This is a genomic window from Pseudomonas urethralis (assembly GCF_021602465.1).
GTDB lineage: Bacteria > Pseudomonadota > Gammaproteobacteria > Pseudomonadales > Pseudomonadaceae > Aquipseudomonas > Aquipseudomonas vlassakiae.
On sequence record NZ_BQIJ01000027.1, the window covers coordinates 23,361 to 42,101 of the forward strand.

Consider the following 18,741-nt stretch of genomic DNA (forward strand, 5'->3'; position numbering starts at 1 on the left):
ATTTAAGCGGCGGTCATTGCCGGCTGCATTTGCTGGGCTTCCGGAAAGTGAAGGTGGAACCAGGTGAAGTTTTCTTCGGTCACCTCCACGCTCGCCGATCCCTGGTGCAGACTCATGATCGACTGCACAATGGCCAAGCCAAGACCGGTACCGCCTTCGCTCCGTGCTCGGCTCTTGTCCACACGGTAGAACCGCTCAAACAAGTGCGCGTGGTGTTCCTTGGCAATACCACGGCCGGGGTTGCCGACACTCAACGTCGTACCGCTCGCACTATGCTGCACCTTAACGTAGACCGTGCGGCCGCGAGGGCAGTAACGGATCGCGTTCGAGACCAGATTCGAGACGGCACGTTGAACCATCAGGCGATTCCCGCGCACCACGTCATCACTGCCGGAGATCTGCAGCTGAATCTCGCCTTCTTCTGCTGAAATGCTGAAGAGATCGCACACTCGCTGAACCTCGTCGACCAAGGAGACGGATTCGAACTCCACCATTGATGCTGGATGACTGACCTGGGCCAAGAACAGCATGTCGGAAACCATGCGGCTCATGCGGTCCAGCTCTTCTGTGCACGACTCCAGAACCTCCCGGTACTCGGAAAGCGATCGTTCTCTGGTCAAGGCAACCTGGGCCTTGCCCATCAGGTTGGAAAGCGGTGCTCGAAGTTCGTGAGCAAGGTCGTCAGAAAACTGCGAGAGCTGCTGAACCCCATCATCCAGGCGAGCCAGCATGATGTTGATGCCGTCGGCGAGCATTTTGAGTTCTGCCGGCATCCCATCAGTTGGAAGGCGATGGTCGAGGCTCTCGGTTGAGATTTTCGAGGCGATCTTGAGGAACTTGGTCAGTGGTAGCAGGCCTCTGCGCACAGTCCACCAGCCAATGGCCAAGATCAGTGCGAGGATGACGGGGGACATCATCAAGGCCCAGGTCAGCAACGCATCGAGCAGCGCCTCACTGGATGACTGGTCCATGGTCATATAGACGCTGACCTCTGTTCCATCGCCCAAACGCATGATTCGAGAAGCACTCAGCAGAGGACGGTCCTGCGTATCACGCCATTCGTGCTCTTTGGGCTGGGCCGCCGGCTGAAACTTGTGCACCTCCAGATTGACCTGTTTCGAGCCAATCGAGAGCAGGGGAGTCTGATTCTGTGAGGTATCGAATATGCTCACATACAGGTTGTTGTGGCCCATGACCAAATCGACAAGCTGATGCGCATCCGCGTTGACGCCGGAGATGTCCGGGATGGTGGACAGGTTGTGAGCCATCCCCGCCATCTTTACTTCCAGGTCTGCTCTGGCATTTCTTTCCAGAGCCTTGCCTACCATCAGATAGCCAAAGGTGGCGAACAGAAGCAGCAACGCTGCGCTCATCAACCCAACTTTTAACCCCAGCTTTGCAGCCAGGCTGAATGGCCTCATGCGCGTTCCTCAAAAACGTACCCAACGCCACGAAGCGTGTGAATGAGCTTGGTTTCAAACGGGTCATCGATCTTCGAGCGCAAGCGCCGGATGGCTACATCGATGACATTGGTGTCGCAATCGAAATTCATATCCCAGACCAACGAGATGATCTGAGAGCGAGTCAGCGCTTCGCCCGTTCGGCTCATGAGCAGGTGCAGAAGCGCAAATTCCTTGGTGGTGAGATCGATGCGTGTGCCACCGCGGAAGACGCGATGGCGGACGGAGTCGAGTTCCAGATCGGCAATTTTCAGCGAGCTCTTCTCGACTAACTCATCACCACGGCGTTGCAGCGAACGGATGCGAGCAAGCAGCTCAGGGAATTCGAATGGCTTCACAAGGTAGTCATCCGCGCCGCCGTCCAAGCCCTTGAGCTTGTCATTGATGCGTCCGCGGGCGGTCAGCATGATGATGCGGACCCGGCTGGTCTTACGGATGGTTTCCAGCAGGTCCCAGCCGTCGATACCCGGGAGGTTCACGTCCAGGAGGACCAACGAATAGACATTAGTGTTGAACAAGTGCAGAGCATCTACACCGTTGTGCACGATATCTACGACATACCCGCTTTCGGATAGGCCCTGCTGAAGATATTCGGCAGTTTTAATTTCGTCTTCCACAACTAGAACGCGCATAACTTATCTCAAGGTGTGAGGAAGGAGTTGGCCTAATCCGCCAAGATTATGGTTGCAGGCTGTTCGAAAGTTTGGCTGAGGGTATGGCATGTGGTAGTCGCTACCTCTGTCCATACGCCGGGTCACCTGAGGACGCTTGAATCTTAACGCGAAGAAGCTGGCCGCGGCGAAATCCTACAAATTTGTAATGTAGCCGCAAGATTTCTGACAGTCATGCAGGCTCCACCCCTAAGCATAGCGGATTCTGGGGCCTGCGGCGGTGTATGACAGATTCGCCTGGCAGGTGGAATCGGCCAGGACAGGCAGCATTTCGGTCGTTAGCTTGCAAGGACTGGTACTGGCCTTGGATCGAGGGCGCCACGCAGGCAGACCCCATGCACGGCCGCAAACCGCAGCGCCTTTCTGCAAATTAGTTCACGTGGCGGCTCGATATTCTCTCGAATAATTATCTTACAATCTATTACATGTCCAAATTGTAATTGCACGATCATCTTGGTGTTAGCCTCCTTTGCTAGTTTAAGGGCAGCGGAAGAGGCATCGCTGCTTTGGAAATTGTCTCATTTCAAAGCAGCTTGGCAAGAGCACCGAGCAGTTGTTCGCGCCAGTGCATTCACCTGTAAACCATACGCTCCTTTGGTAGGTGAATTTTAGCGCCCCCCTACGGGCGCTTTTTTATTAAGGGACTTCTTATGAACACTACTGTATCAGCGATCGCCGTGTTTATGCTCTTTACATCACTAACAGCCAATGCCCAAAGCGGTATGGAGATCAATAAACACATCGAGCGTACTGCTAGAGAGGCTACAGCGGATTATGCTCAACGCGTAAAAAAGCCCATGCCTCAACTAGAAGACTACGCCTATGGCATGGACCTGGACGTTGGTAAGTTGGTGTATGTATCACCCAATGTGCGGTACTGCGGTAATGTAAGAAGCATGATGACCTACGAAGACTCGAAAGGCGAACTGCACATGGTTCGCTACCTGGTGAAGGGCGAGTGTGTTAATAGCCGTTAAGACTCATCAAGATGATCCCTGCGGCCACCGGATCATAGAAGCTCAATGCCGAACCGGCGCAGCAGTATGGCGAAGCCTCCGAAGCTGGCCATTGTGATGAGGATGCTGCTGATCAGTGTCGGCCAAAAGCCGAGCTTAGGTAGCAGCAATGGAAAAGCAATAAACATCGGCAGGGTCGGAAGCACGTACCAGAACGTGTACCAAGCATGGTTGGAGATCTTCTCCATGCTCTGGTTCTCTAAATAGAGCCAGACCAACGTCACGACCGTGACCAAGGGTAGGGCGGCGACCAAGCCGCCCAGCTTGTCGCTGCGTTTCGCCAGCTCTGACACGAGAATCACTATACCGGCAGTGAGTAGGTACTTCGTGATGATCCAGGCCATCGCTGAGCCTTCTGGAGGTTGTTGACGAGGGCAGGCGAAGCCATTCACCAACCCCCTTGAAGCGCTCCTGCCGTTTACGGCATCCCTCACCGCATTTTTTTTGCAACATCACCCTCAGCCAGGAGGGTGATGTGTTTGCATGGTGTTTACCGATCGGTCAGTGCGAGGGTGAGGGAACGCTCTCGTGGAAAGCTGCCCGCTCGATCTGGATGGTGCAGTGATGGATTTCGAATGCATCGCTGACAGCATCCACGACGGCCGCCAACACAGCATCCCCATCTGCAGAATCCCGAACCACTACGTGCGACGTCATCACGTTACTGCCACTGCTGACAGCCCACACGTGCAAGTCATGAACGTCCGTCACGCCATCTACTCCGAGGATGGTGGCCTCGATTGCCGTAACGTCGAGCCCCCTCGGGACACCCTCCATGAGGATCCCCAGGCTTTCGCGAAGCAACTGCCACGTCCGCGGCAGAACCCAAAGGCCGATCGCCACAGCGACAATCGTGTCGACCCAGGTCCAGCCGGTGAAGCGGATGATAAGTGCCGCGATGATTACGCCAAGCGAGCCGAGCATGTCGCTCCAAACTTCGAGGTAGGCTCCTTTGACGTTGAGGCTTTCGTTGCTCGCAGATGCCAGAAGGCGCATCGAAATTAGGTTGATGATCAGGCCGGCGATTGCGATCCACATCATCGCTCCGGTAGCGATCTCCGCCGGCATGAAGAAGCGCTGGTAGGCCTCATACAAGATGTACATCGCCACCAGGAAGAGCAGCACGGCGTTGAACGTCGAAGCCAGAATTTCCAGGCGCGCATAGCCGAAGGTTCTTTTCTGATCCGCCGGCCGCTTGGCTATCTGAAGTGCAATCAGTGAGATCGCCAAGGCGGCAGTATCTGTGAACATGTGAGATGCGTCCGACAGCAGCGCCAGGCTGCCGGTAATCCACGCACCGATCACTTCTGCAATCATGAAGCTGCCAGTCAAGCCGAGCGCCATGATTAGCTTCTTCTGATGCCCCTCGCGTACTGCAGCGCTGCCATGGTCATGATTTGAACCCACGTATTTCTCCTTGCGCAGGGTTGTGGTCTCGTTGGCCTTCCTGTCTACCTAGCCTTAGAGCGTCGCTTGGCCACACTGACTGCAAAATCTTGCTCCTGCACTCAGCAGCGAGCCGCAGGCGGTGCAACCACTCGATAGCGGTGTTCCGCAGTTTAGACAAAAGCGTGCTGACGGATCGTTGGCCGTCCGGCACTGCCTGCAGCCCTGCAGATCTTTGATGGGGGCAGGAGTGGGAGGGCGCCCGCCGTCATACACCTGATTACCGCCGTCGCAGCCCTGCTGCCGGCCATGGCGATCATATTGCTCGGCCCCATGTCCCCCGCTGTGGTGCTTGCCTCCACCGTGGTTTCCACGGCCATGGTGCCCGCCCAGGATGTTTTTGAAAAAGCTCATGGTATTCGCCCCTCATTGATGGGTGACATATTAACGAGCAAAAGTTGAAAATTATGTTCTGCTCGCGAGAAAGACTTGTAAGTTGAATTGAAAGTTCAAAATTAGCCTACGACAAAACGAAACCGTTTTGTTTGTGAAATTAAATTTATCTAGCTGAGCGGAGCATTGCTTTTGGTGGGTAGTATTCCCCTAATTTTGATCATAGCGTGATCAATGACAATCAAAACAGCAGTAATTGGATTTCTGTCAGCATTGTAATCCCGAGGTCATCGTGTCGTTATCAGGTCCCGGAAATAATGCGCTCAGCGAGATTCATTTCTCTTTTTATCCCTATGCCTCACACATACTAAGCGTCCCCAACGCCTAGGGGCCTAAGGCCTCTGACGCTCCGCACATTGCGCAATCGCTCAGCATCTGTCGACGGTTTGCCTTGTAGCTCCCGCTAACTCCATAGCTACCGCCATGGATAAGCAGCTTCCAGAGTTTGATAATGACACCTTCCAAATCCATTGTTCACACCCTGTTAAGCAAATGGATCTTTGCTATTCGCAATGCGCGGCAGAAAGGCATCAGTACTAATTTGCTAATCGGCCTGGTGACTTTTTGGTTACTGCTATTCGCGAACGCTGAGCTCTGGAACGTGCTCTGGAAGCTGGTATTCAAAACCGATGAAGTGAACTGGCAGCTAGCGGCTAGCCTCCCAGTCATAGTATTCGCATGGGTGTTTACCGTTCTGAGCTTGCTGTCATGGGGGCGGCTGGCCAAACCCATACTGTGCCTGGTACTGATCAGCGCGTCTTTTGCGAGTTACTTCATGAATGCCTACGGCATCGTGATCGATTACACAATGTTCACCAACGTTGTGGAGACCGACGTCGCTGAGGCAACCGAGCTGCTGAATTGGAAGCTCGGTCTTTGGGTCGCAATGGTTGGGGTGTTGCCCGTCTACCTGATTGCCCGGGTTCCCCTCCGGCGCAAGCCTTGGGCCAAAGCTTTGGTCAGCAGGTTCATTGCTCTGTCGCTCGCTCTGTTGACCTTATCTGGCATCGCGTTGAGTCAGTACCAGTCGTATGCCTCCTTGCTGCGCAACAATCGGGAGATCCGGCTGATTCTGGTACCTACCAACTTGTTTGCGGCTGGCCATGGGTACCTGAAGCGTCAGCTGGCCTCACCTAAAACGCTGACGGCCATTGGTACTGATGCGGTAGTTAATCGACAGGGTGCGGCTCGTAAACCCAGGCTGCTGGTACTGGCAGTAGGAGAGACCGCTCGCTCCGCCAACTTCTCCCTCAACGGCTACTCCCGTGAAACGAATCCGGAACTAGAAAAGCGAAATGTCATTAGCTTCACGAACGTGAGCTCCTGCGGTACCGCTACCGCGGTCTCGCTGCCATGCATGTTCCTGGACGTGGGTAAGGCCCAGTACAAAGATGGCTTGGCCAAGAGCCGAGAAGGGCTGCTCGACGTGCTTCAACGCGCTGGCATCAGTGTCATGTGGACTGACAACAACTCGGGGTGCAAAGGGGTCTGCGACAGGGTTCCCAACCACAAGGCTGCCTCTCACGCGGATTCCCAACTGTGCACCAGCGAGGAGTGTAAGGACGGGGTGCTGCTCACGGAGATGCAAGACTTCATCAAGCGCCAGGAAGGCGATGCTGTCCTGGTGCTCCACTACAAAGGCAGTCACGGCCCGGCCTACTACAAGCGCTACCCCTCGCAATTCAAGAAATTCGCACCGGTGTGCGAGACCAACGAGCTCGACAAATGTAAGCAGGAGGAGGTGGTCAATGCCTACGACAACTCAATCCTCTACACCGATTATGTGACTGCAAATCTCATCGATATCCTGGCGGCCAACACCAAGTTCGACACTGCGCTGATGTACGTTTCGGACCACGGCGAATCGCTGGGGGAGGGTGGGCTCTATCTACACGGGCTGCCTTACGCGATGGCTCCTGACGAGCAAACAAAGGTGCCGTTGGTACTTTGGATGTCTGACTCGCTCGCGAAGAGCGAAAAGGTCAACGTGGGTTGTTTGAAAGCTCAAACCACGTCACCGCTGAGCCACGACAACCTGTTCCACACCGTGCTCGGCATGATGAACGTCCAGACGTCTTCGTATCGCTCAGCGCTGGATTTCACTGCCCCTTGTAAGCCCTTTGTCGGAGGCTCTTATTCTGGCCTCTGAATGTTCGATGTGGACCGGATCATCGGCCAGGCGGTTCTGCACCAGCCTGCTTTGACAGCTGAGAGAAGCTGGACTAATTACATAGCTGCATTCAACAACCCAAGCGGAAAAGGAAGTTTTGCATGAGCATCAAGCCAGGCCCAAAGCGCACCAATGAAGATGGCACTCCGGACAAAAGGCAGCGAGTCACCCCTGAAAAGCAGAAGGACCATCCGGACCTGAAACCCCACAAGCACAAAAAGGGGGAGTAAGAAAAAAGCAGCTCTCGGGAGCTGCTTTTTTTTTGGGGCTGTGTGCAAACCCTCCCGACCGTCTCGCTGATCAATCGGACCGCGTCGTGAGTCTTCCGCTTGGCTTGATGGATTCTGAAGCTACCTCCGGATCGGTTATCCCTTCAGTGCGGACGACGAGACTGATATCCCAGAGCGTTGAGCTGATACTCGCTGACAGCCCGAAATTGTGATTCTGCGATTTGACGCAGGCGCTCAACCTCTTCGGCAGATGAGCCAGAAGCCTGCGCCTCGTGGTATTGCTTCATCGCATCCACTGCGTCGGTATACATGGGGTGGTCGGGGAGAAGAGCTGGTATCTTTTTCGTCATGTAGCGGCAGGTCCTCACTGGATAGTCGACGGTGGTTTACCTGCTTTGAGGAGCTGAAAATCAATGACCGCCTGATAGAGCGAATCTGCCAATAGGTGAAGACGCTGTACCTCAAGGTCTGGCAATCCAGCAGCCTCCGCTTCGTGGGCCTGTCGGATAGCTTCAAGCGCTTGCCTCATCAGTGGCTCACCAGCCTCGACCATTCCAATGAATGTGCGCTTCACAACATTTTGCTCCACTCAGCTGAAGATGAATTATAGGACACCGCGGCGTGGCAAGGCCCCGAGCAGCACAGGTGTTCGACGTCCGGCTGAACGAACCAATGAGGAGCGCGCTGGCCTGGGGAGTGGCCAGGGCGCGTGTCATAGCTACGTTGTAAACCACTTTTTTCACTGTAAACCACTGTGGTTTACAGTGAAAAAAAGTGGTTTACAGCAGGCCTCCTCAGGCCTGAGTCAGCTCCAGCAGATCGCCCAGTTCCTCCCGGGCCATCTTCACTCTATCCATTCTGCGATAAGGATGATCAACCGGCATCCGGATAAGAGATTCGAACCAAGCCGAATCGAATTTGATGACTTCCTTGTGAATGTGCTCAAGCTCACCTCCGCGAGGCTGTGACACTACAAACTCCATGCTTTCAACCAAGCCAGACGCTTCACTGTCTTTGACGATTCGATGGCGGATGAAACTCATTTTGAGATCAAAATATGCCGCCTTCGAACCAGGCACCTTCTTCGATTCCAGCCGACCAGTGCTGCTGATTTCCGCCCCCGGCACCTCAGCGGCAATAGCTTTCACCAGCTCAGCATTTCCACTGACCTTCTGGCCAAACAGGCGGGTGGCGTCCGACATGTAAGCAAAGATCCATGGCACATTGCGAAGCGTCGCGCCGGTATAGAGGTAGCCACGCTCTCCCTTGTAACGCTGCAGCATGCCTCTCAACGCGTTCTCGGAAAGGACCAGTTGGGTCTCTTTCTCCAGGATGTAAACCACGCGATCGAACTGTTCGATCAATAGCTTGAGAATCTTCCGCGGGACGCCGTCAAACCTGGTTTTTCGTTCTGTTTTCTTATGCTGGCGAGGCTTGAAGTACGGGCAATCGTTACGGGCCTCACTATCAAATGGAGCGATGCCGCGAATGCTCTTAGTAGCATGTTTCCCGAATGGGTTCTTCACGTTAGGCGGTAGCTCATACAGCCCAACCAGCTGGACAGGGTTGTCGCATGCCGGGCATACAGCAAACTGAGCTAGCTTGCCCGCACTTCCAGGCTGGTACCACGGATCTCTGCGGAAGGTCTCGGCCTCGAAACCTTCCTTGTCGATGATCTTGCTTTCTGTGTCTTCGATGCGGAGCTTATAGACATCCATCTTTGCTGAAACCGTATCAATAGAGGGTTTCTGGATGGTAACGAGCGAGGATAGGCAGCAGTAGGCCTAACTGACCCTTTTGGTGGTCACCCACTGGTTTGAGGCCAGCCCAAAGCATGCCTGATCGACCTGGGCGGGCCCTAGAAACAACTAACCCCCTGATGCGCAGTACAGGTCTGGGACCTGCCCGAGGCGTGGGGGCTATTCTTGGAGCGACAGTGACACCGGCTCCGGAGAAAATCAATTGGTTTGTAGAGCAGCCGGTCAGCTAAGGTCAAACCCAGATCCTAAAGGGGAGGCCGATAGCAGCTCAGTCAGCATCATCGGCACCTTCTTCATCTTCATCGGTATCCCCAACACTGAGCCAGTCGTGAAGGTTGTACCGCACGAAGTCTTCCGCATCGAGCATGGTAAAGTCTTGTAGCACCGTGACGTCTGCTCCACCGAAGTACAGCCCATCGTTGAGATTTCTGGCCACCCCGAGCACTTCATTCAGCTGGTCGTGCAGCTCATTTGCGCGCCTGGCGTGCTCTCGTTTGGTCAAAAACCGGAACACCACCTCGTAGGGCTCAGGGGTGGTATTACCCGCTTTGCTTCAAGCCGCAGGAGTTGCAGGTCCGTTGCAGCTTGATGGTTTTACTTAAGGAGCCAAGCCAGCTCTCCAATCCGCAGATGCTGTGCACATTTTTTTGCACATATCTCACGCCACGATACCCCAGTAGATTCAGGCTTTTCGCAGCCTTTGCATAGGTGAGTCGCGATGGATTTCTACACATCTCAATGAGGAAACCTAAGCTCCGTTTTCCACGTATTCCTCCGCTACAGAACGCTTTTCTGCGGTGTGTCCCCTGACATTCGCTTTTCAGGGCGAGCTATGGGGGCCACTCAAGACGGCTATCTTTTGCCTGGCACCAATGAAAAGGCCCTCAATATTGAGGGCCTTAAATTCAATGCGGATCCGTCACGCGGGCATTTTTTGCAGCTGTCGAACTCGATCATGGACCACAAATTTAATGATTCCTTTGACATCGTTGGTGCAGTTTTCAAAGGCAAGGCGCGATACCACCTGGCGACCCTCCTTCAGAATCAGCGCCCCGATCAACTCGTCGACGAAGGACTGAGTGACATCGTTCCCAGCGAAATCTATGACAACGCTCTCACCACTGCTGAGCGAGCGTTCGATTTCGGTACGGTAGGGGATCGCTGAAGCTCGCATTCCGTACGTTCGGATAGAACTATCCCTACTTAATCGAATTTGAGTTTGCATGTCGTAACCCCTTGTATTGCATAATCCTTTTTTGCAGCCCGAGAGTTTCAGTTGACGCTGAATCTCCCATTTACCGCTCCTTGCATGATCGACTCTAGCCCTCGAGCTATCAAAAAGCCAGAGCTAGCGGAAATTCAGATCTAGGTCGAGATCGTCGTCAACCTGTCCTGCATCGTCCTTCGGCAGCAAGTCACTGATCGAAATGGTGGGCAGCAGCTCACGGGTACAGCTAAACGCGATCGATACACCATTCCACAGCGCATCATGCAGCTCCTGAGACTGCCGACGCTTTGTGTCATGTATGCCATTGCCGCTCACGATGATCAAACCACCGCCCGCCGCGTCTGCAATTTTTGCGGTAGTTGTTAACCCGATACCTTGGTTCTCGCTACCCAGGATCTGGGCCATCGCACCCCGGTTGCAGCTCACTCGCGGTTTGAGTGCCGCCTCGATCGCGTGCAAATGCGTGCGGTCATGAAGCTCAGGGTGATTCCTCAGTGTCGCGAGAAACCCACACCCATTATCGACGATGGCCATGCGTACAAGGTTCAATTTTGGATAAAACTGACAGGTCAGCCAAACGGCGGCGTCACCACGTCCCTCTCTGCGGGCGTGAGTAAGCGAGTTTTCCAATAGCTCCTTGAGCGAATACTCCAGAGGGCCCCGGTAGGAGTCAAACTCATTCCGTCCCGTGTGCTCGTCGACTGGGGCATCCGGGTCCGATTGAGTCAACCTTCCCGTAATAGCTCTAGCGAGGCGAGAGGCTGCAGCCTCTGCTTGATGGTGTTCGCTGATTTTGGTGATTTCCACCAACGAGGTGCTTCGGTCGTTTCGACGTCCTACCCCCGATAGATCTACACCCTCTACATCAATGTCCTTGAAAAAATCCATCCTGGCCAGGTAGGAGGTCAGGTCTCTGCTCAAAAACTGCATCGAAACTCGCTTCTGGACCAACTGGTTTTCAAACAACGCTCGCAGCGTGGCCATCCCTAACGGATCGATATACGAGAGGTTGCTAGCGTCTAAAACGATGTCACCAGGGCAGTTAATGATTTCTGCGCACACAGAAAACAGGTCATGGGGCGATCTTGAGCCAAGCCCCCAAGGAAGAACGATCGCGTTTTCAATATCGATGGCCTGCATGCAATTCCCTGGCAACGGAGCTAACCCTTTCGGATAGATATAGGGCTCGATAGTAGCCCATTGCCTGCCGGGTAAGCACTCACCTATTTTTTGACGAGTAGTGCCGGCATAGAATTGGCGCGCGGCAGTAGCGGCCTGTGGATGGTGGATCGCGCTCGCCTTGGGCTCAACACGCACGAAGAAAACACGGCCAACGCCCTGCCACGGGTCAGCCATTCAAGCAAAGATGGCCAGATCAAAGCCTTGTGCGAGAGCACTGGAGCAGGTTTGTGAGTCCGCCGAGCAGTTTCATCTCCGACGTCTGCTGTGGGCAAAGGCAAAGCTGGAAGGGGAACAGCGAAGAGTGACCCGATCAGCGCTGTACCGCACCGCATGTATCAGGTCTGGGGCTTGAGCTGTTAGATCGCATAAGGCTACCTTGGCCGGCAACTGGAGAACGAACTGCACCTCGTCTTCCAATGCGTTGGCGTGGAAGTAACTGAGGAAGTACTCGCTTTGACGGAACTGGTCAGAAGCGATCTCCTCCAGGCGTTACAGCCCACTGGGCAGGCCTTCCTGACAGGCCTGGTAGAAGGGGTCGAGCAAGTATAGGCCGTCCAGGCAGGAAAGCATGGACGGCGTTCCCCACCGGGAGCCGGCGTCGTACTCCTCCAGCGGCTTGGGCACTCCCTCGCCGGGGTACAAGGCAGCCAGCGCATTGTCGAAGGGCAACCACTGGTGCAGCAGCAGGATCAGCAACCTCCAGAAATGATCTATGCCATGACGCTACACCACAACAATAATCGACACGCTTACAGGAGCATTGATTGGCGTCACAGCTGTTCAAGGAGATGTTGTCTAGGCTGGACAATACGGCAGCGGCCGATATTTCCCACCCAGCTTGGGAGTTGATCATGATGGAGCCCATCGCCGTGGTACAGATCTGGCAATACCTTTTTGGCGGACTAAAGGCGGTATTGCACTGATCATGCTGGCCATATTTGGCCTGTTTTATGTGGCTCGTGCACTATGGCCACCTGTCACAGGCACTACAGTTATTTAATTTTGTTGCTCTGTCCGCTGACGCAACTCTTCGGGCACAACCATGGCGGGTATTCTCACCAGAAGGGTGAAAACTCGTCCAAACCGGACAACAAAGGGAACTACTTCATGCACACCGAATCGTGCCAGCATGACCATGACCATGACCATGACCACTCGCACCCGTATGAGCAACCGGATGGTAGTCAGCGCGATTTGGTATGCGGTATGACGGTGCCACCGGATAGTCGCTACTTCGAGCTATACGAGGGAAGGACATACCGCTTCTGCAGTGAAAAGTGCCTGACGAAATTCCGCGCAGCGCCTGTGCATTATCTTAGCCCTCCCCAGGACCAAGAACACGCGGGCCATCTCCACTCGGCTGCCCCGCAGCCAAGCAACGCGGCGGACGCCGAATACACTTGCCCGATGCATCCCCAAATCCGCCAGCGTGGGCCGGGCAGTTGCCCAATCTGTGGCATGGCCCTAGAGCCGGTAATACCGGAGCTTGAGGAAGACGAGAACCCGGAACTCAAGGACTTCTCCCGCCGCTTCTGGTGGACCTTGCCCCTGACGGTCATCGTGACCGTGTTGGCCATGACTGCCCACCAACTCCAATTGCTGCATGGTGCCACACAGAATTGGGTGGAGTTGATTCTGGCCACTCCCGTGACACTATGGGCTGGCTGGCCGTTTTTCGTGCGTGGGGTCGCATCGATTCGTAATCGCAGCCCGAATATGTGGACCCTGATAGGTTTGGGAACGGCTGCGGCGTACCTATACAGCGTTGCGGCCACAGTGTTCCCGCAGGTTTTCCCGACGACTTTCATGCAGGATGGCCGCATCGGTGTCTACTTCGAAGCGGCTGCAGTCATCATCTCATTAACGTTGCTCGGCCAAATGCTCGAGCTCAAGGCGCGCTCACAAACCTCCGCCGCCATCAAGTCGCTCCTGGGTCTTGCCCCCAAGACGGCCCGTCGCATCGGGGCCGATGGTCAGGAGGAAGATATTCCGCTCACCCACGTGCATACGGGCGACCACCTGCGCGTTCGCCCTGGCGAGAAGGTGCCGGTCGACGGGGTGGTCCTGGAAGGCGAAAGTGCTATCGATGAATCCATGCTGACAGGCGAGCCCGTGCCAGTGATGAAGAAAGCTGGGGATGCACTCATCGGTGCCACGCTGAATACCCACGGCAGCCTTGTGATGGCGGCGCAGAAGGTCGGCGCCGAGACAGTGCTCTCGCAAATCGTGCAGATGGTCGCGCGGGCTCAGCGCTCGAAAGCCCCGATGCAGCGGATGGCGGACACCGTGGCCGGCTATTTCGTCATGGGGGTGATTCTGGTCGCGCTGGTCACGCTCTTCGGCTGGGGGCTTTTCGGACCGGAGCCTGGCTGGGTCTTCGGCCTGATCAATGCGGTCGCGGTCCTGATCATTGCCTGCCCCTGCGCGCTCGGCCTAGCCACTCCCATGTCGATCATGGTCGCTACCGGGAAGGCTGCCAGCAGTGGCGTGCTCTTCCGAGACGCCAGTGCTATCGAGAACCTCTGCAAGATCGACACGCTGATCGTCGACAAGACCGGGACCCTCACCGAGGGCCGGCCAGTGTTTCATAGCGTGGTCGGTACCGGGCAGTTCATGCCACCCGAAGTCTTGCGCCTTGCCGCCAGCCTGGACCAAGGCAGCGAGCATCCGCTGGCACATGCGATTGTCGATCATGCGCGAGCGCATGGACACAGCTTGTCCAAGCCAGAGGCGTTTGAGTCGGGCTCTGGGATCGGTGTACGTGGCCAGGTGAACGGCAAACGGCTGCAGCTTGGCAACACGACCTTGATGGAAGAGGCTGGCCTCGACACCAGTCCGTTGCGAGACCGCGCCGAGCAGCTGCGTCTGGAAGGCATGAGTATCATGTACTTGGCCGTCGATGGCGTGCTCGCTGGCCTGCTAGCGGTGTCCGATCCGGTCAAACCCACCTCCAAGGAGGCGGTAACCCGGCTACAGGCAGAAGATGTGAAGGTCATCATGGCCACCGGCGACGGCCTGACTACGGCACGTGCGGTCGCGAAACAACTCGGCATCGAGGAAGTCCACGGAGAAGTGAAACCCGAGGACAAGGAGCAACTGGTGGCGCTCCTGCAGGGCGATAAGCGCCGGGTTGCCATGGCAGGAGATGGGATCAACGATGCCCCTGCGCTGGCCCGGGCTGATGTCGGGATCGCCATGGGAACTGGCACCGATGTTGCCATGAACAGCTCCCAGTTGACGCTGGTCAAGGGCGACCTGATGGGCATCCTGCGGGCCAGAACACTATCCGTGGCCACGGTGAAGAACATGCGTCAAAACTTGGGCTTCGCATTCTTCTACAACGCTATGGGCATACCGCTGGCGGCAGGTTTGTTCTACCCGCTTACCGGCCATCTATTGTCACCGATGATTGCGGCATTGGCCATGAGCGTAAGTTCGGCTTCCGTGGTATTCAACGCACTGCGGCTGAAGCGCGTAGTCACAGACTGAAATGGGCACACCGCAACCTATGAGAGGAAGTTCCGCCATCAGCGTTTCAACGCCTGATCCATATGACTGACTGTCTAGGGCTTTGGCCTTAGCGGGTATGTCCGCGAGTTCGGCGCCAATCTGGTCCTGATGGAGGACATCGGGCAACTGCGACGTCCGCCATCTTCTGCCAAGATCGTAAGGGACAATTGTGATGCAGCAGGGGCCGCCGCCAGAGGAGTTGGACAAGATTTCAGGGCGAAGATAAATCCTTTGACCGGGCCTTGACCTTGTCATCGTGTCAAGGTTGAAGCTGTAAATGCGGCGAGAAAAGCCGTACCAGCATGAGAGGCCCGCTATGTTCGTTTTGGAAGTTTCCGGTATGGGATGTGGCAGTTGTGTCAACAAGATCACCAAGGCCATCCAGGCTGCCGATGGCGACGCGAAGGTGATCGTTGATCGTGCTGCCGGTACAGTGAGTGTCCAAAGCAACATCGAGGCGGAACGCGTCGGTGCACTGGTCCAGGCGCTTGGTTACCCAACCAAAGTCAGTCGCTAAGTCTCGTTACCGCTCAGATGGCAAGCCGCCGTGCCATGTTTCATGGCGCGGTTTCTTCATATACAGCCTGATGTCGACTGACTCCGGGTCGGGATAGCCAGCAATACTCCCCAAGAAATGGACGGCCTTCGATCACCCAGTGCCGAGTCAAGCTGTGGACGTTGACGCTGATCAAGAAAATGCTTCGCGATTGGTGTTTATCTTGAGTAAATGTATAGGCCAGCCTGGCTCACATACCCCGGCCCCTCGTTGGAGCTCATTCACAATGATGACTGCCAAGCGGTTTAGTTCTATGGCCTTGGGGATATTCCTGCTCATCCCTCTGGGGCTGGTCATGGCAAACCCTACGGGTAACGTCTACACGGCCAATGAACGGTCCGCTTCCATTAGCCAGGTAAATCTTGCGACAGGTGATGTGAGCACGGTCGCCTTGCCGATCGCACCCCACAACCTACAGGTTTCGCCCGACGGCAGCTTGCTTCTGGTTGTTGGAGTGGCTGGACATGCGGGGCATTCGAGCGGTGAAAAGCCCGGTGGGCAGTTGCTGGTGTTCAGTACCAGCGCGCTGGACAGGCCACCGTTCAGCTTCCCGGCAGGCGATCACCCGGCTCATGTGGTCACCGACGTCACCGGGCTGCGAGCTTTTGTGACCGATTCCGCTGCCAACCAGGTGCGAGTATTTGACCTTGAGCAGCGAATCGAGTTGCCCGGTATTCCAACTGGGCGTTATCCCCATGGGCTGCGCTTGAGCCCTGATGGCCGGACACTCTATATCGCGAACATGAAGAGCGACAGCGTATCGCTTATCGATGTCGTCACACTCAAAGAAACCGCGCAGATTCCCGTGGGCAAAGGCCCTGTCCAGGTCGGCTTTGCCCCTGACGGTCGCCTGGCATTCGTCTCGCTCAGTGCGACAAATCAGCTTGGCATCATCGACACGGCCAGACGCAAGGTGATCAGCAAGGTTGATGTCGGCCGCACGCCAATCCAGATGATGGCCACCGTTGACGGTCGCCAGGTCTATGTCGCGAATCAGGGCAGTGGCCAGAATCCGGACGACCGAGTCTCCATCGTAGATCTCCAGACGCGTAGCAGCCTGGGCACCGTGACCACCGGCAAGGGTGCCCATGGTGTGGCCATCAGCAGCGACGGCGCTTATGTGTTTGTCAGCAATATTGAAGCGGGCACCGTATCTGTCATCGATACGAGCAGCCGAAAGGTCGTTGCTACCCATAAGGTTGGCGCCGGGCCAAACGGGATCAGCTTCGAGCCGCCGAGTGCCCAATAATAGCCCGTCGGTGTACAACCCGAGCACGACGCGAAAAATGAGCATTCACGCCGGCGCAGTAATTTGCTTGTCGTGCCAGGTGAGGCCTAGCGCCCAGACCAAGGCATCCGGCTTTAAAACAGTGCTAAGGAGATGATGATGAACAACGTTCGAAATTTACTGATCGGACTTTGTTTGGCCGCAGCGTCCGTGGGCGCCATGGCGCAAAACACCGATGAACACTCGACACATCACCCGGCCGATGCGCCAAGCGCGGCGGCTACCGAGAAGACGCCTTCTCAGCCAATGGACAAAGGGCAAATGGCGGCGATGGACCAGCAAATGAAGGCCATGCAAGCCATGCACGAAAAGATGGCTGCAGCCAAAACGCCGGAAGCCCGTCAGGCGTTGATGGCCGAGCATATGGCGCTGATGAAAAATGGCATGGCCATGATGAAGTCCATGGAGGGTGGCATGCCTGAAATGGGGGGCATGCATGGCGGCATGGGCGGGGATATGGCCGCCCGCCACCAGATGATGGAAAAGCGCATGGACATGATGGAGTCGATGATGCAGATGATGATGGACCGCATGCCATCTGCTGCATCGAAGTAACCCATCTCCTTTCCCAGGAGTCGCTATGAACCCTCACTTCGATGAAAACGGCTCACCACACAGTTTCTGGCGTTCACGCTATGCAATCGGCCTGGTGGTAATCGGTGGGATCGCCGTCTACTTCCTGCTCACCGAGCACCTTGCCCATGTCGTTGGAGCCCTGCCTTATCTGTTGTTGCTCGCCTGTCCGCTGATGCATGTCTTCATGCATCGAGGACATGGGGGACACCATCACCAGGGCCAGAGCAAACCGGCCCCCTCCGATAAGGCTGATATCCATAAGCCGGGAGATCCATCATGAATCATGGTGAAAGCGCGTATGGCCTCTGGTCGCTGGTTTTCATCAACTCCGCGATCTTCATCATGTTTGCCTTCAGTTTCTTCAAGCCGGCAACGGCGAGAGACTGGAGGAGCTTCGGTGCATTCTCGGCCTTCATCGTTGCCCTGTTTGTGGAAATGTATGGCTTCCCCCTGACGATCTATCTGTTGTCAGGCTGGTTGCAGGCCAGGTTCCCCAACCTCGATCTGCTTTCCCACGAATCCGGCCATCTGTGGTCGACGTTGCTCGGTGACCAGGGCAACCCACACTTCAGTGTTTTGCACATTGCCAGTTACCTATTCCTGGGTTTCGGCTTCTATTTGCTTTCTGCCGCCTGGAACGTGCTATATCACGCGCAACGCCGCCGTTCACTTGCAACGGTCGGGCCCTATGGCTGGATCAGACATCCGCAGTACGTGGCATTTGTGCTGATTCTTCTGGGCTTTCTCCTTCAGTGGCCGACGCTGCTGACGCTGGCAATGTTCCCGGTGTTGCTGGTGATGTACGGGCGTTTGGCGGTTTCCGAAGAGCGGGAAATGCACAAGCAGTTTGGCGCTGCCTACGAAGCTTATACCCGCGTTACGCCTAGGTTCGTTCCGCACCTGCGCGAAAGGTTGGGTGGGGGTCATAGAGGCTGAAGCGTAGGACGAAGGAGCTACATGCCAGGAGGGTTTCAGCGGCAGTGTTTCTAGCGGGAATAGGGTATCCAAAGTCTGTTTGCTCGGATAACACTCTGAGTTGTCGCGGGTTTTCTTGTCGACAAGCTCGGTGGAATCCTTGTTGGCGTTCGGATAACTCAGGCAGTTGGATGACTTTGCGATGCCCTGTCCGCTTTCGACCCAGGCTGTGTGAAAACGCAAGTAAGTACGTCGAGTAGCGAAAGAAGCTGGGGCAGCCTGTTAATTCAGCAGATCTAAGTGCTGATCTACCTAAGTCGGGCACCAGACGCGGCCTGTG

The 18,741-nt window shown here is 55.6% G+C and carries 21 protein-coding genes and 1 pseudogene; 10 read left to right on the top strand and 12 right to left on the bottom strand.

Going from position 1 to position 18,741, the window contains the following annotated elements; genetic code table 11:
- Nucleotides 1-2 precede the first annotated feature (2 nt).
- Both L6D64_RS26775 and L6D64_RS26780 read right to left on the bottom strand, forming a co-directional pair.
- On the bottom strand, nucleotides 3-1,421 hold the full coding sequence (locus L6D64_RS26775) for a heavy metal sensor histidine kinase (protein WP_010951441.1): 1,419 nt from the start codon (nucleotides 1,419-1,421) through the stop codon (nucleotides 3-5).
- Nucleotides 1,418-2,092, bottom strand: a complete 675-nt coding sequence (locus L6D64_RS26780; protein WP_003253457.1) for a heavy metal response regulator transcription factor — start codon at nucleotides 2,090-2,092, stop codon at nucleotides 1,418-1,420. The genes L6D64_RS26775 and L6D64_RS26780 overlap by 4 nt, the downstream gene beginning before the upstream one ends.
- A 689-nt stretch (nucleotides 2,093-2,781) precedes the next feature.
- Between L6D64_RS26780 and L6D64_RS26785 the strand changes: the two genes are divergently transcribed.
- A complete protein-coding gene (locus tag L6D64_RS26785; protein ID WP_010951440.1) occupies nucleotides 2,782-3,108 on the top strand; it encodes a DUF2790 domain-containing protein in 327 nt (108 codons plus the stop codon).
- Between the two features lie 32 nt (nucleotides 3,109-3,140).
- Here L6D64_RS26785 and L6D64_RS26790 read toward each other — a convergent pair whose 3' ends face one another.
- The 3 genes from L6D64_RS26790 to L6D64_RS26800 all read right to left on the bottom strand — a co-directional run bounded on the left by L6D64_RS26790 (nucleotide 3,141) and on the right by L6D64_RS26800 (nucleotide 4,947).
- Nucleotides 3,141-3,491 (bottom strand): DUF3147 family protein, encoded by a 351-nt coding sequence (locus tag L6D64_RS26790; RefSeq protein ID WP_011953105.1) that lies wholly within the window; start codon nucleotides 3,489-3,491, stop codon nucleotides 3,141-3,143.
- A 157-nt stretch (nucleotides 3,492-3,648) separates the two neighbouring features.
- Nucleotides 3,649-4,554, bottom strand: a complete 906-nt coding sequence (locus L6D64_RS26795) for a cation diffusion facilitator family transporter (protein ID WP_010951438.1) — start codon at nucleotides 4,552-4,554, stop codon at nucleotides 3,649-3,651.
- A 54-nt stretch (nucleotides 4,555-4,608) separates the two neighbouring features.
- Complete coding sequence (locus L6D64_RS26800; protein WP_079732563.1) at nucleotides 4,609-4,947, bottom strand: zinc ribbon domain-containing protein; 339 nt, start codon at nucleotides 4,945-4,947, stop codon at nucleotides 4,609-4,611.
- A gap of 490 nt (nucleotides 4,948-5,437) precedes the next feature.
- Between L6D64_RS26800 and L6D64_RS26805 the strand changes: the two genes are divergently transcribed.
- Together L6D64_RS26805 and L6D64_RS28330 are read left to right on the top strand one after the other, a co-directional pair.
- Nucleotides 5,438-7,135 (top strand): phosphoethanolamine transferase, encoded by a 1,698-nt coding sequence (locus L6D64_RS26805; protein WP_003298414.1) that lies wholly within the window; start codon nucleotides 5,438-5,440, stop codon nucleotides 7,133-7,135.
- Nucleotides 7,136-7,257: 122 nt separating this feature from the next.
- Nucleotides 7,258-7,386 carry a hypothetical protein gene (locus tag L6D64_RS28330; RefSeq protein ID WP_003253468.1) on the top strand — a complete coding sequence of 43 codons (129 nt, stop codon included), beginning with the start codon at nucleotides 7,258-7,260 and terminating at the stop codon, nucleotides 7,384-7,386.
- A 143-nt stretch (nucleotides 7,387-7,529) separates the two neighbouring features.
- Here the strand turns inward: L6D64_RS28330 and L6D64_RS26810 are convergent, their stop codons facing one another.
- The 7 genes and pseudogenes from L6D64_RS26810 to L6D64_RS26840 all read right to left on the bottom strand — a co-directional run.
- Nucleotides 7,530-7,736: a hypothetical protein gene (locus tag L6D64_RS26810; RefSeq protein ID WP_011953104.1), complete on the bottom strand. Its 207-nt coding sequence runs from the start codon at nucleotides 7,734-7,736 to the stop codon at nucleotides 7,530-7,532.
- 14 nt (nucleotides 7,737-7,750) lie between these two features.
- On the bottom strand, nucleotides 7,751-7,960 hold the full coding sequence (locus tag L6D64_RS26815) for a hypothetical protein (RefSeq protein WP_015268418.1): 210 nt from the start codon (nucleotides 7,958-7,960) through the stop codon (nucleotides 7,751-7,753).
- A 220-nt stretch (nucleotides 7,961-8,180) separates the two neighbouring features.
- Nucleotides 8,181-9,104 (bottom strand): hypothetical protein, encoded by a 924-nt coding sequence (locus L6D64_RS26820; protein ID WP_011953102.1) that lies wholly within the window; start codon nucleotides 9,102-9,104, stop codon nucleotides 8,181-8,183.
- A 310-nt stretch (nucleotides 9,105-9,414) separates the two neighbouring features.
- Nucleotides 9,415-9,648, bottom strand: a complete 234-nt coding sequence (locus L6D64_RS26825; protein WP_156867445.1) for a hypothetical protein — start codon at nucleotides 9,646-9,648, stop codon at nucleotides 9,415-9,417.
- Between the two features lie 417 nt (nucleotides 9,649-10,065).
- Nucleotides 10,066-10,371, bottom strand: coding sequence for an STAS-like domain-containing protein (locus L6D64_RS28615; protein WP_080516231.1), 306 nt, complete (start codon nucleotides 10,369-10,371; stop codon nucleotides 10,066-10,068).
- Nucleotides 10,372-10,494: 123 nt separating this feature from the next.
- A complete protein-coding gene (locus tag L6D64_RS26835) occupies nucleotides 10,495-11,514 on the bottom strand; it encodes an ATP-binding protein (protein WP_015268415.1) in 1,020 nt (339 codons plus the stop codon).
- A gap of 423 nt (nucleotides 11,515-11,937) precedes the next feature.
- A pseudogene (locus L6D64_RS26840) lies at nucleotides 11,938-12,273 on the bottom strand (helix-turn-helix transcriptional regulator); the annotation flags it as partial.
- 47 nt (nucleotides 12,274-12,320) lie between these two features.
- Here L6D64_RS26840 and L6D64_RS26845 point away from each other — a divergent pair.
- The 7 genes from L6D64_RS26845 (at nucleotide 12,321) to L6D64_RS26880 (ending at nucleotide 18,422) form a co-directional block, all read left to right on the top strand.
- A complete protein-coding gene (locus tag L6D64_RS26845) occupies nucleotides 12,321-12,479 on the top strand; it encodes a hypothetical protein (protein WP_011953098.1) in 159 nt (52 codons plus the stop codon).
- Between the two features lie 43 nt (nucleotides 12,480-12,522).
- The gene (locus tag L6D64_RS26855) at nucleotides 12,523-15,045 is read left to right on the top strand and encodes a heavy metal translocating P-type ATPase (RefSeq protein WP_137108948.1); all 2,523 of its coding nucleotides are present in this window, start codon (nucleotides 12,523-12,525) and stop codon (nucleotides 15,043-15,045) included.
- Between the two features lie 337 nt (nucleotides 15,046-15,382).
- Nucleotides 15,383-15,583 carry a heavy-metal-associated domain-containing protein gene (locus tag L6D64_RS26860; protein ID WP_004575963.1) on the top strand — a complete coding sequence of 67 codons (201 nt, stop codon included), beginning with the start codon at nucleotides 15,383-15,385 and terminating at the stop codon, nucleotides 15,581-15,583.
- A gap of 265 nt (nucleotides 15,584-15,848) precedes the next feature.
- The gene (locus L6D64_RS26865; protein ID WP_047932759.1) at nucleotides 15,849-16,871 is read left to right on the top strand and encodes a YncE family protein; all 1,023 of its coding nucleotides are present in this window, start codon (nucleotides 15,849-15,851) and stop codon (nucleotides 16,869-16,871) included.
- Nucleotides 16,872-17,009: 138 nt separating this feature from the next.
- Nucleotides 17,010-17,465, top strand: coding sequence for a hypothetical protein (locus tag L6D64_RS26870; protein ID WP_011953095.1), 456 nt, complete (start codon nucleotides 17,010-17,012; stop codon nucleotides 17,463-17,465).
- A gap of 25 nt (nucleotides 17,466-17,490) precedes the next feature.
- On the top strand, nucleotides 17,491-17,766 hold the full coding sequence (locus L6D64_RS26875; RefSeq protein ID WP_011953094.1) for a DUF2933 domain-containing protein: 276 nt from the start codon (nucleotides 17,491-17,493) through the stop codon (nucleotides 17,764-17,766).
- Nucleotides 17,763-18,422 carry a methyltransferase family protein gene (locus L6D64_RS26880; RefSeq protein ID WP_011953093.1) on the top strand — a complete coding sequence of 220 codons (660 nt, stop codon included), beginning with the start codon at nucleotides 17,763-17,765 and terminating at the stop codon, nucleotides 18,420-18,422. The genes L6D64_RS26875 and L6D64_RS26880 overlap by 4 nt, the downstream gene beginning before the upstream one ends.
- The last annotated feature ends 319 nt before the right edge of the window (nucleotides 18,423-18,741 follow it).

Coding starts and splice junctions, on each gene's coding strand:
- L6D64_RS26870 (WP_011953095.1), top strand. CDS start 17,010: ATGAACAACGTTCGAAATTTACTGATCGGACTTTGTTTGGCCGCAGCG.
- L6D64_RS26880 (WP_011953093.1), top strand. CDS start 17,763: ATGAATCATGGTGAAAGCGCGTATGGCCTCTGGTCGCTGGTTTTCATC.
- L6D64_RS26800 (WP_079732563.1), bottom strand. CDS start 4,947: ATGAGCTTTTTCAAAAACATCCTGGGCGGGCACCATGGCCGTGGAAAC.
- L6D64_RS26785 (WP_010951440.1), top strand. CDS start 2,782: ATGAACACTACTGTATCAGCGATCGCCGTGTTTATGCTCTTTACATCA.
- L6D64_RS26810 (WP_011953104.1), bottom strand. CDS start 7,736: ATGACGAAAAAGATACCAGCTCTTCTCCCCGACCACCCCATGTATACC.
- L6D64_RS26865 (WP_047932759.1), top strand. CDS start 15,849: ATGATGACTGCCAAGCGGTTTAGTTCTATGGCCTTGGGGATATTCCTG.
- L6D64_RS26790 (WP_011953105.1), bottom strand. CDS start 3,491: ATGGCCTGGATCATCACGAAGTACCTACTCACTGCCGGTATAGTGATT.
- L6D64_RS26775 (WP_010951441.1), bottom strand. CDS start 1,421: ATGAGGCCATTCAGCCTGGCTGCAAAGCTGGGGTTAAAAGTTGGGTTG.
- L6D64_RS26835 (WP_015268415.1), bottom strand. CDS start 11,514: ATGCAGGCCATCGATATTGAAAACGCGATCGTTCTTCCTTGGGGGCTT.
- L6D64_RS26805 (WP_003298414.1), top strand. CDS start 5,438: ATGACACCTTCCAAATCCATTGTTCACACCCTGTTAAGCAAATGGATC.
- L6D64_RS26780 (WP_003253457.1), bottom strand. CDS start 2,092: ATGCGCGTTCTAGTTGTGGAAGACGAAATTAAAACTGCCGAATATCTT.
- L6D64_RS28615 (WP_080516231.1), bottom strand. CDS start 10,371: ATGCAAACTCAAATTCGATTAAGTAGGGATAGTTCTATCCGAACGTAC.
- L6D64_RS26875 (WP_011953094.1), top strand. CDS start 17,491: ATGAACCCTCACTTCGATGAAAACGGCTCACCACACAGTTTCTGGCGT.
- L6D64_RS26855 (WP_137108948.1), top strand. CDS start 12,523: ATGGCCACCTGTCACAGGCACTACAGTTATTTAATTTTGTTGCTCTGT.
- L6D64_RS26820 (WP_011953102.1), bottom strand. CDS start 9,104: ATGGATGTCTATAAGCTCCGCATCGAAGACACAGAAAGCAAGATCATC.
- L6D64_RS28330 (WP_003253468.1), top strand. CDS start 7,258: ATGAGCATCAAGCCAGGCCCAAAGCGCACCAATGAAGATGGCACTCCG.
- L6D64_RS26860 (WP_004575963.1), top strand. CDS start 15,383: ATGTTCGTTTTGGAAGTTTCCGGTATGGGATGTGGCAGTTGTGTCAAC.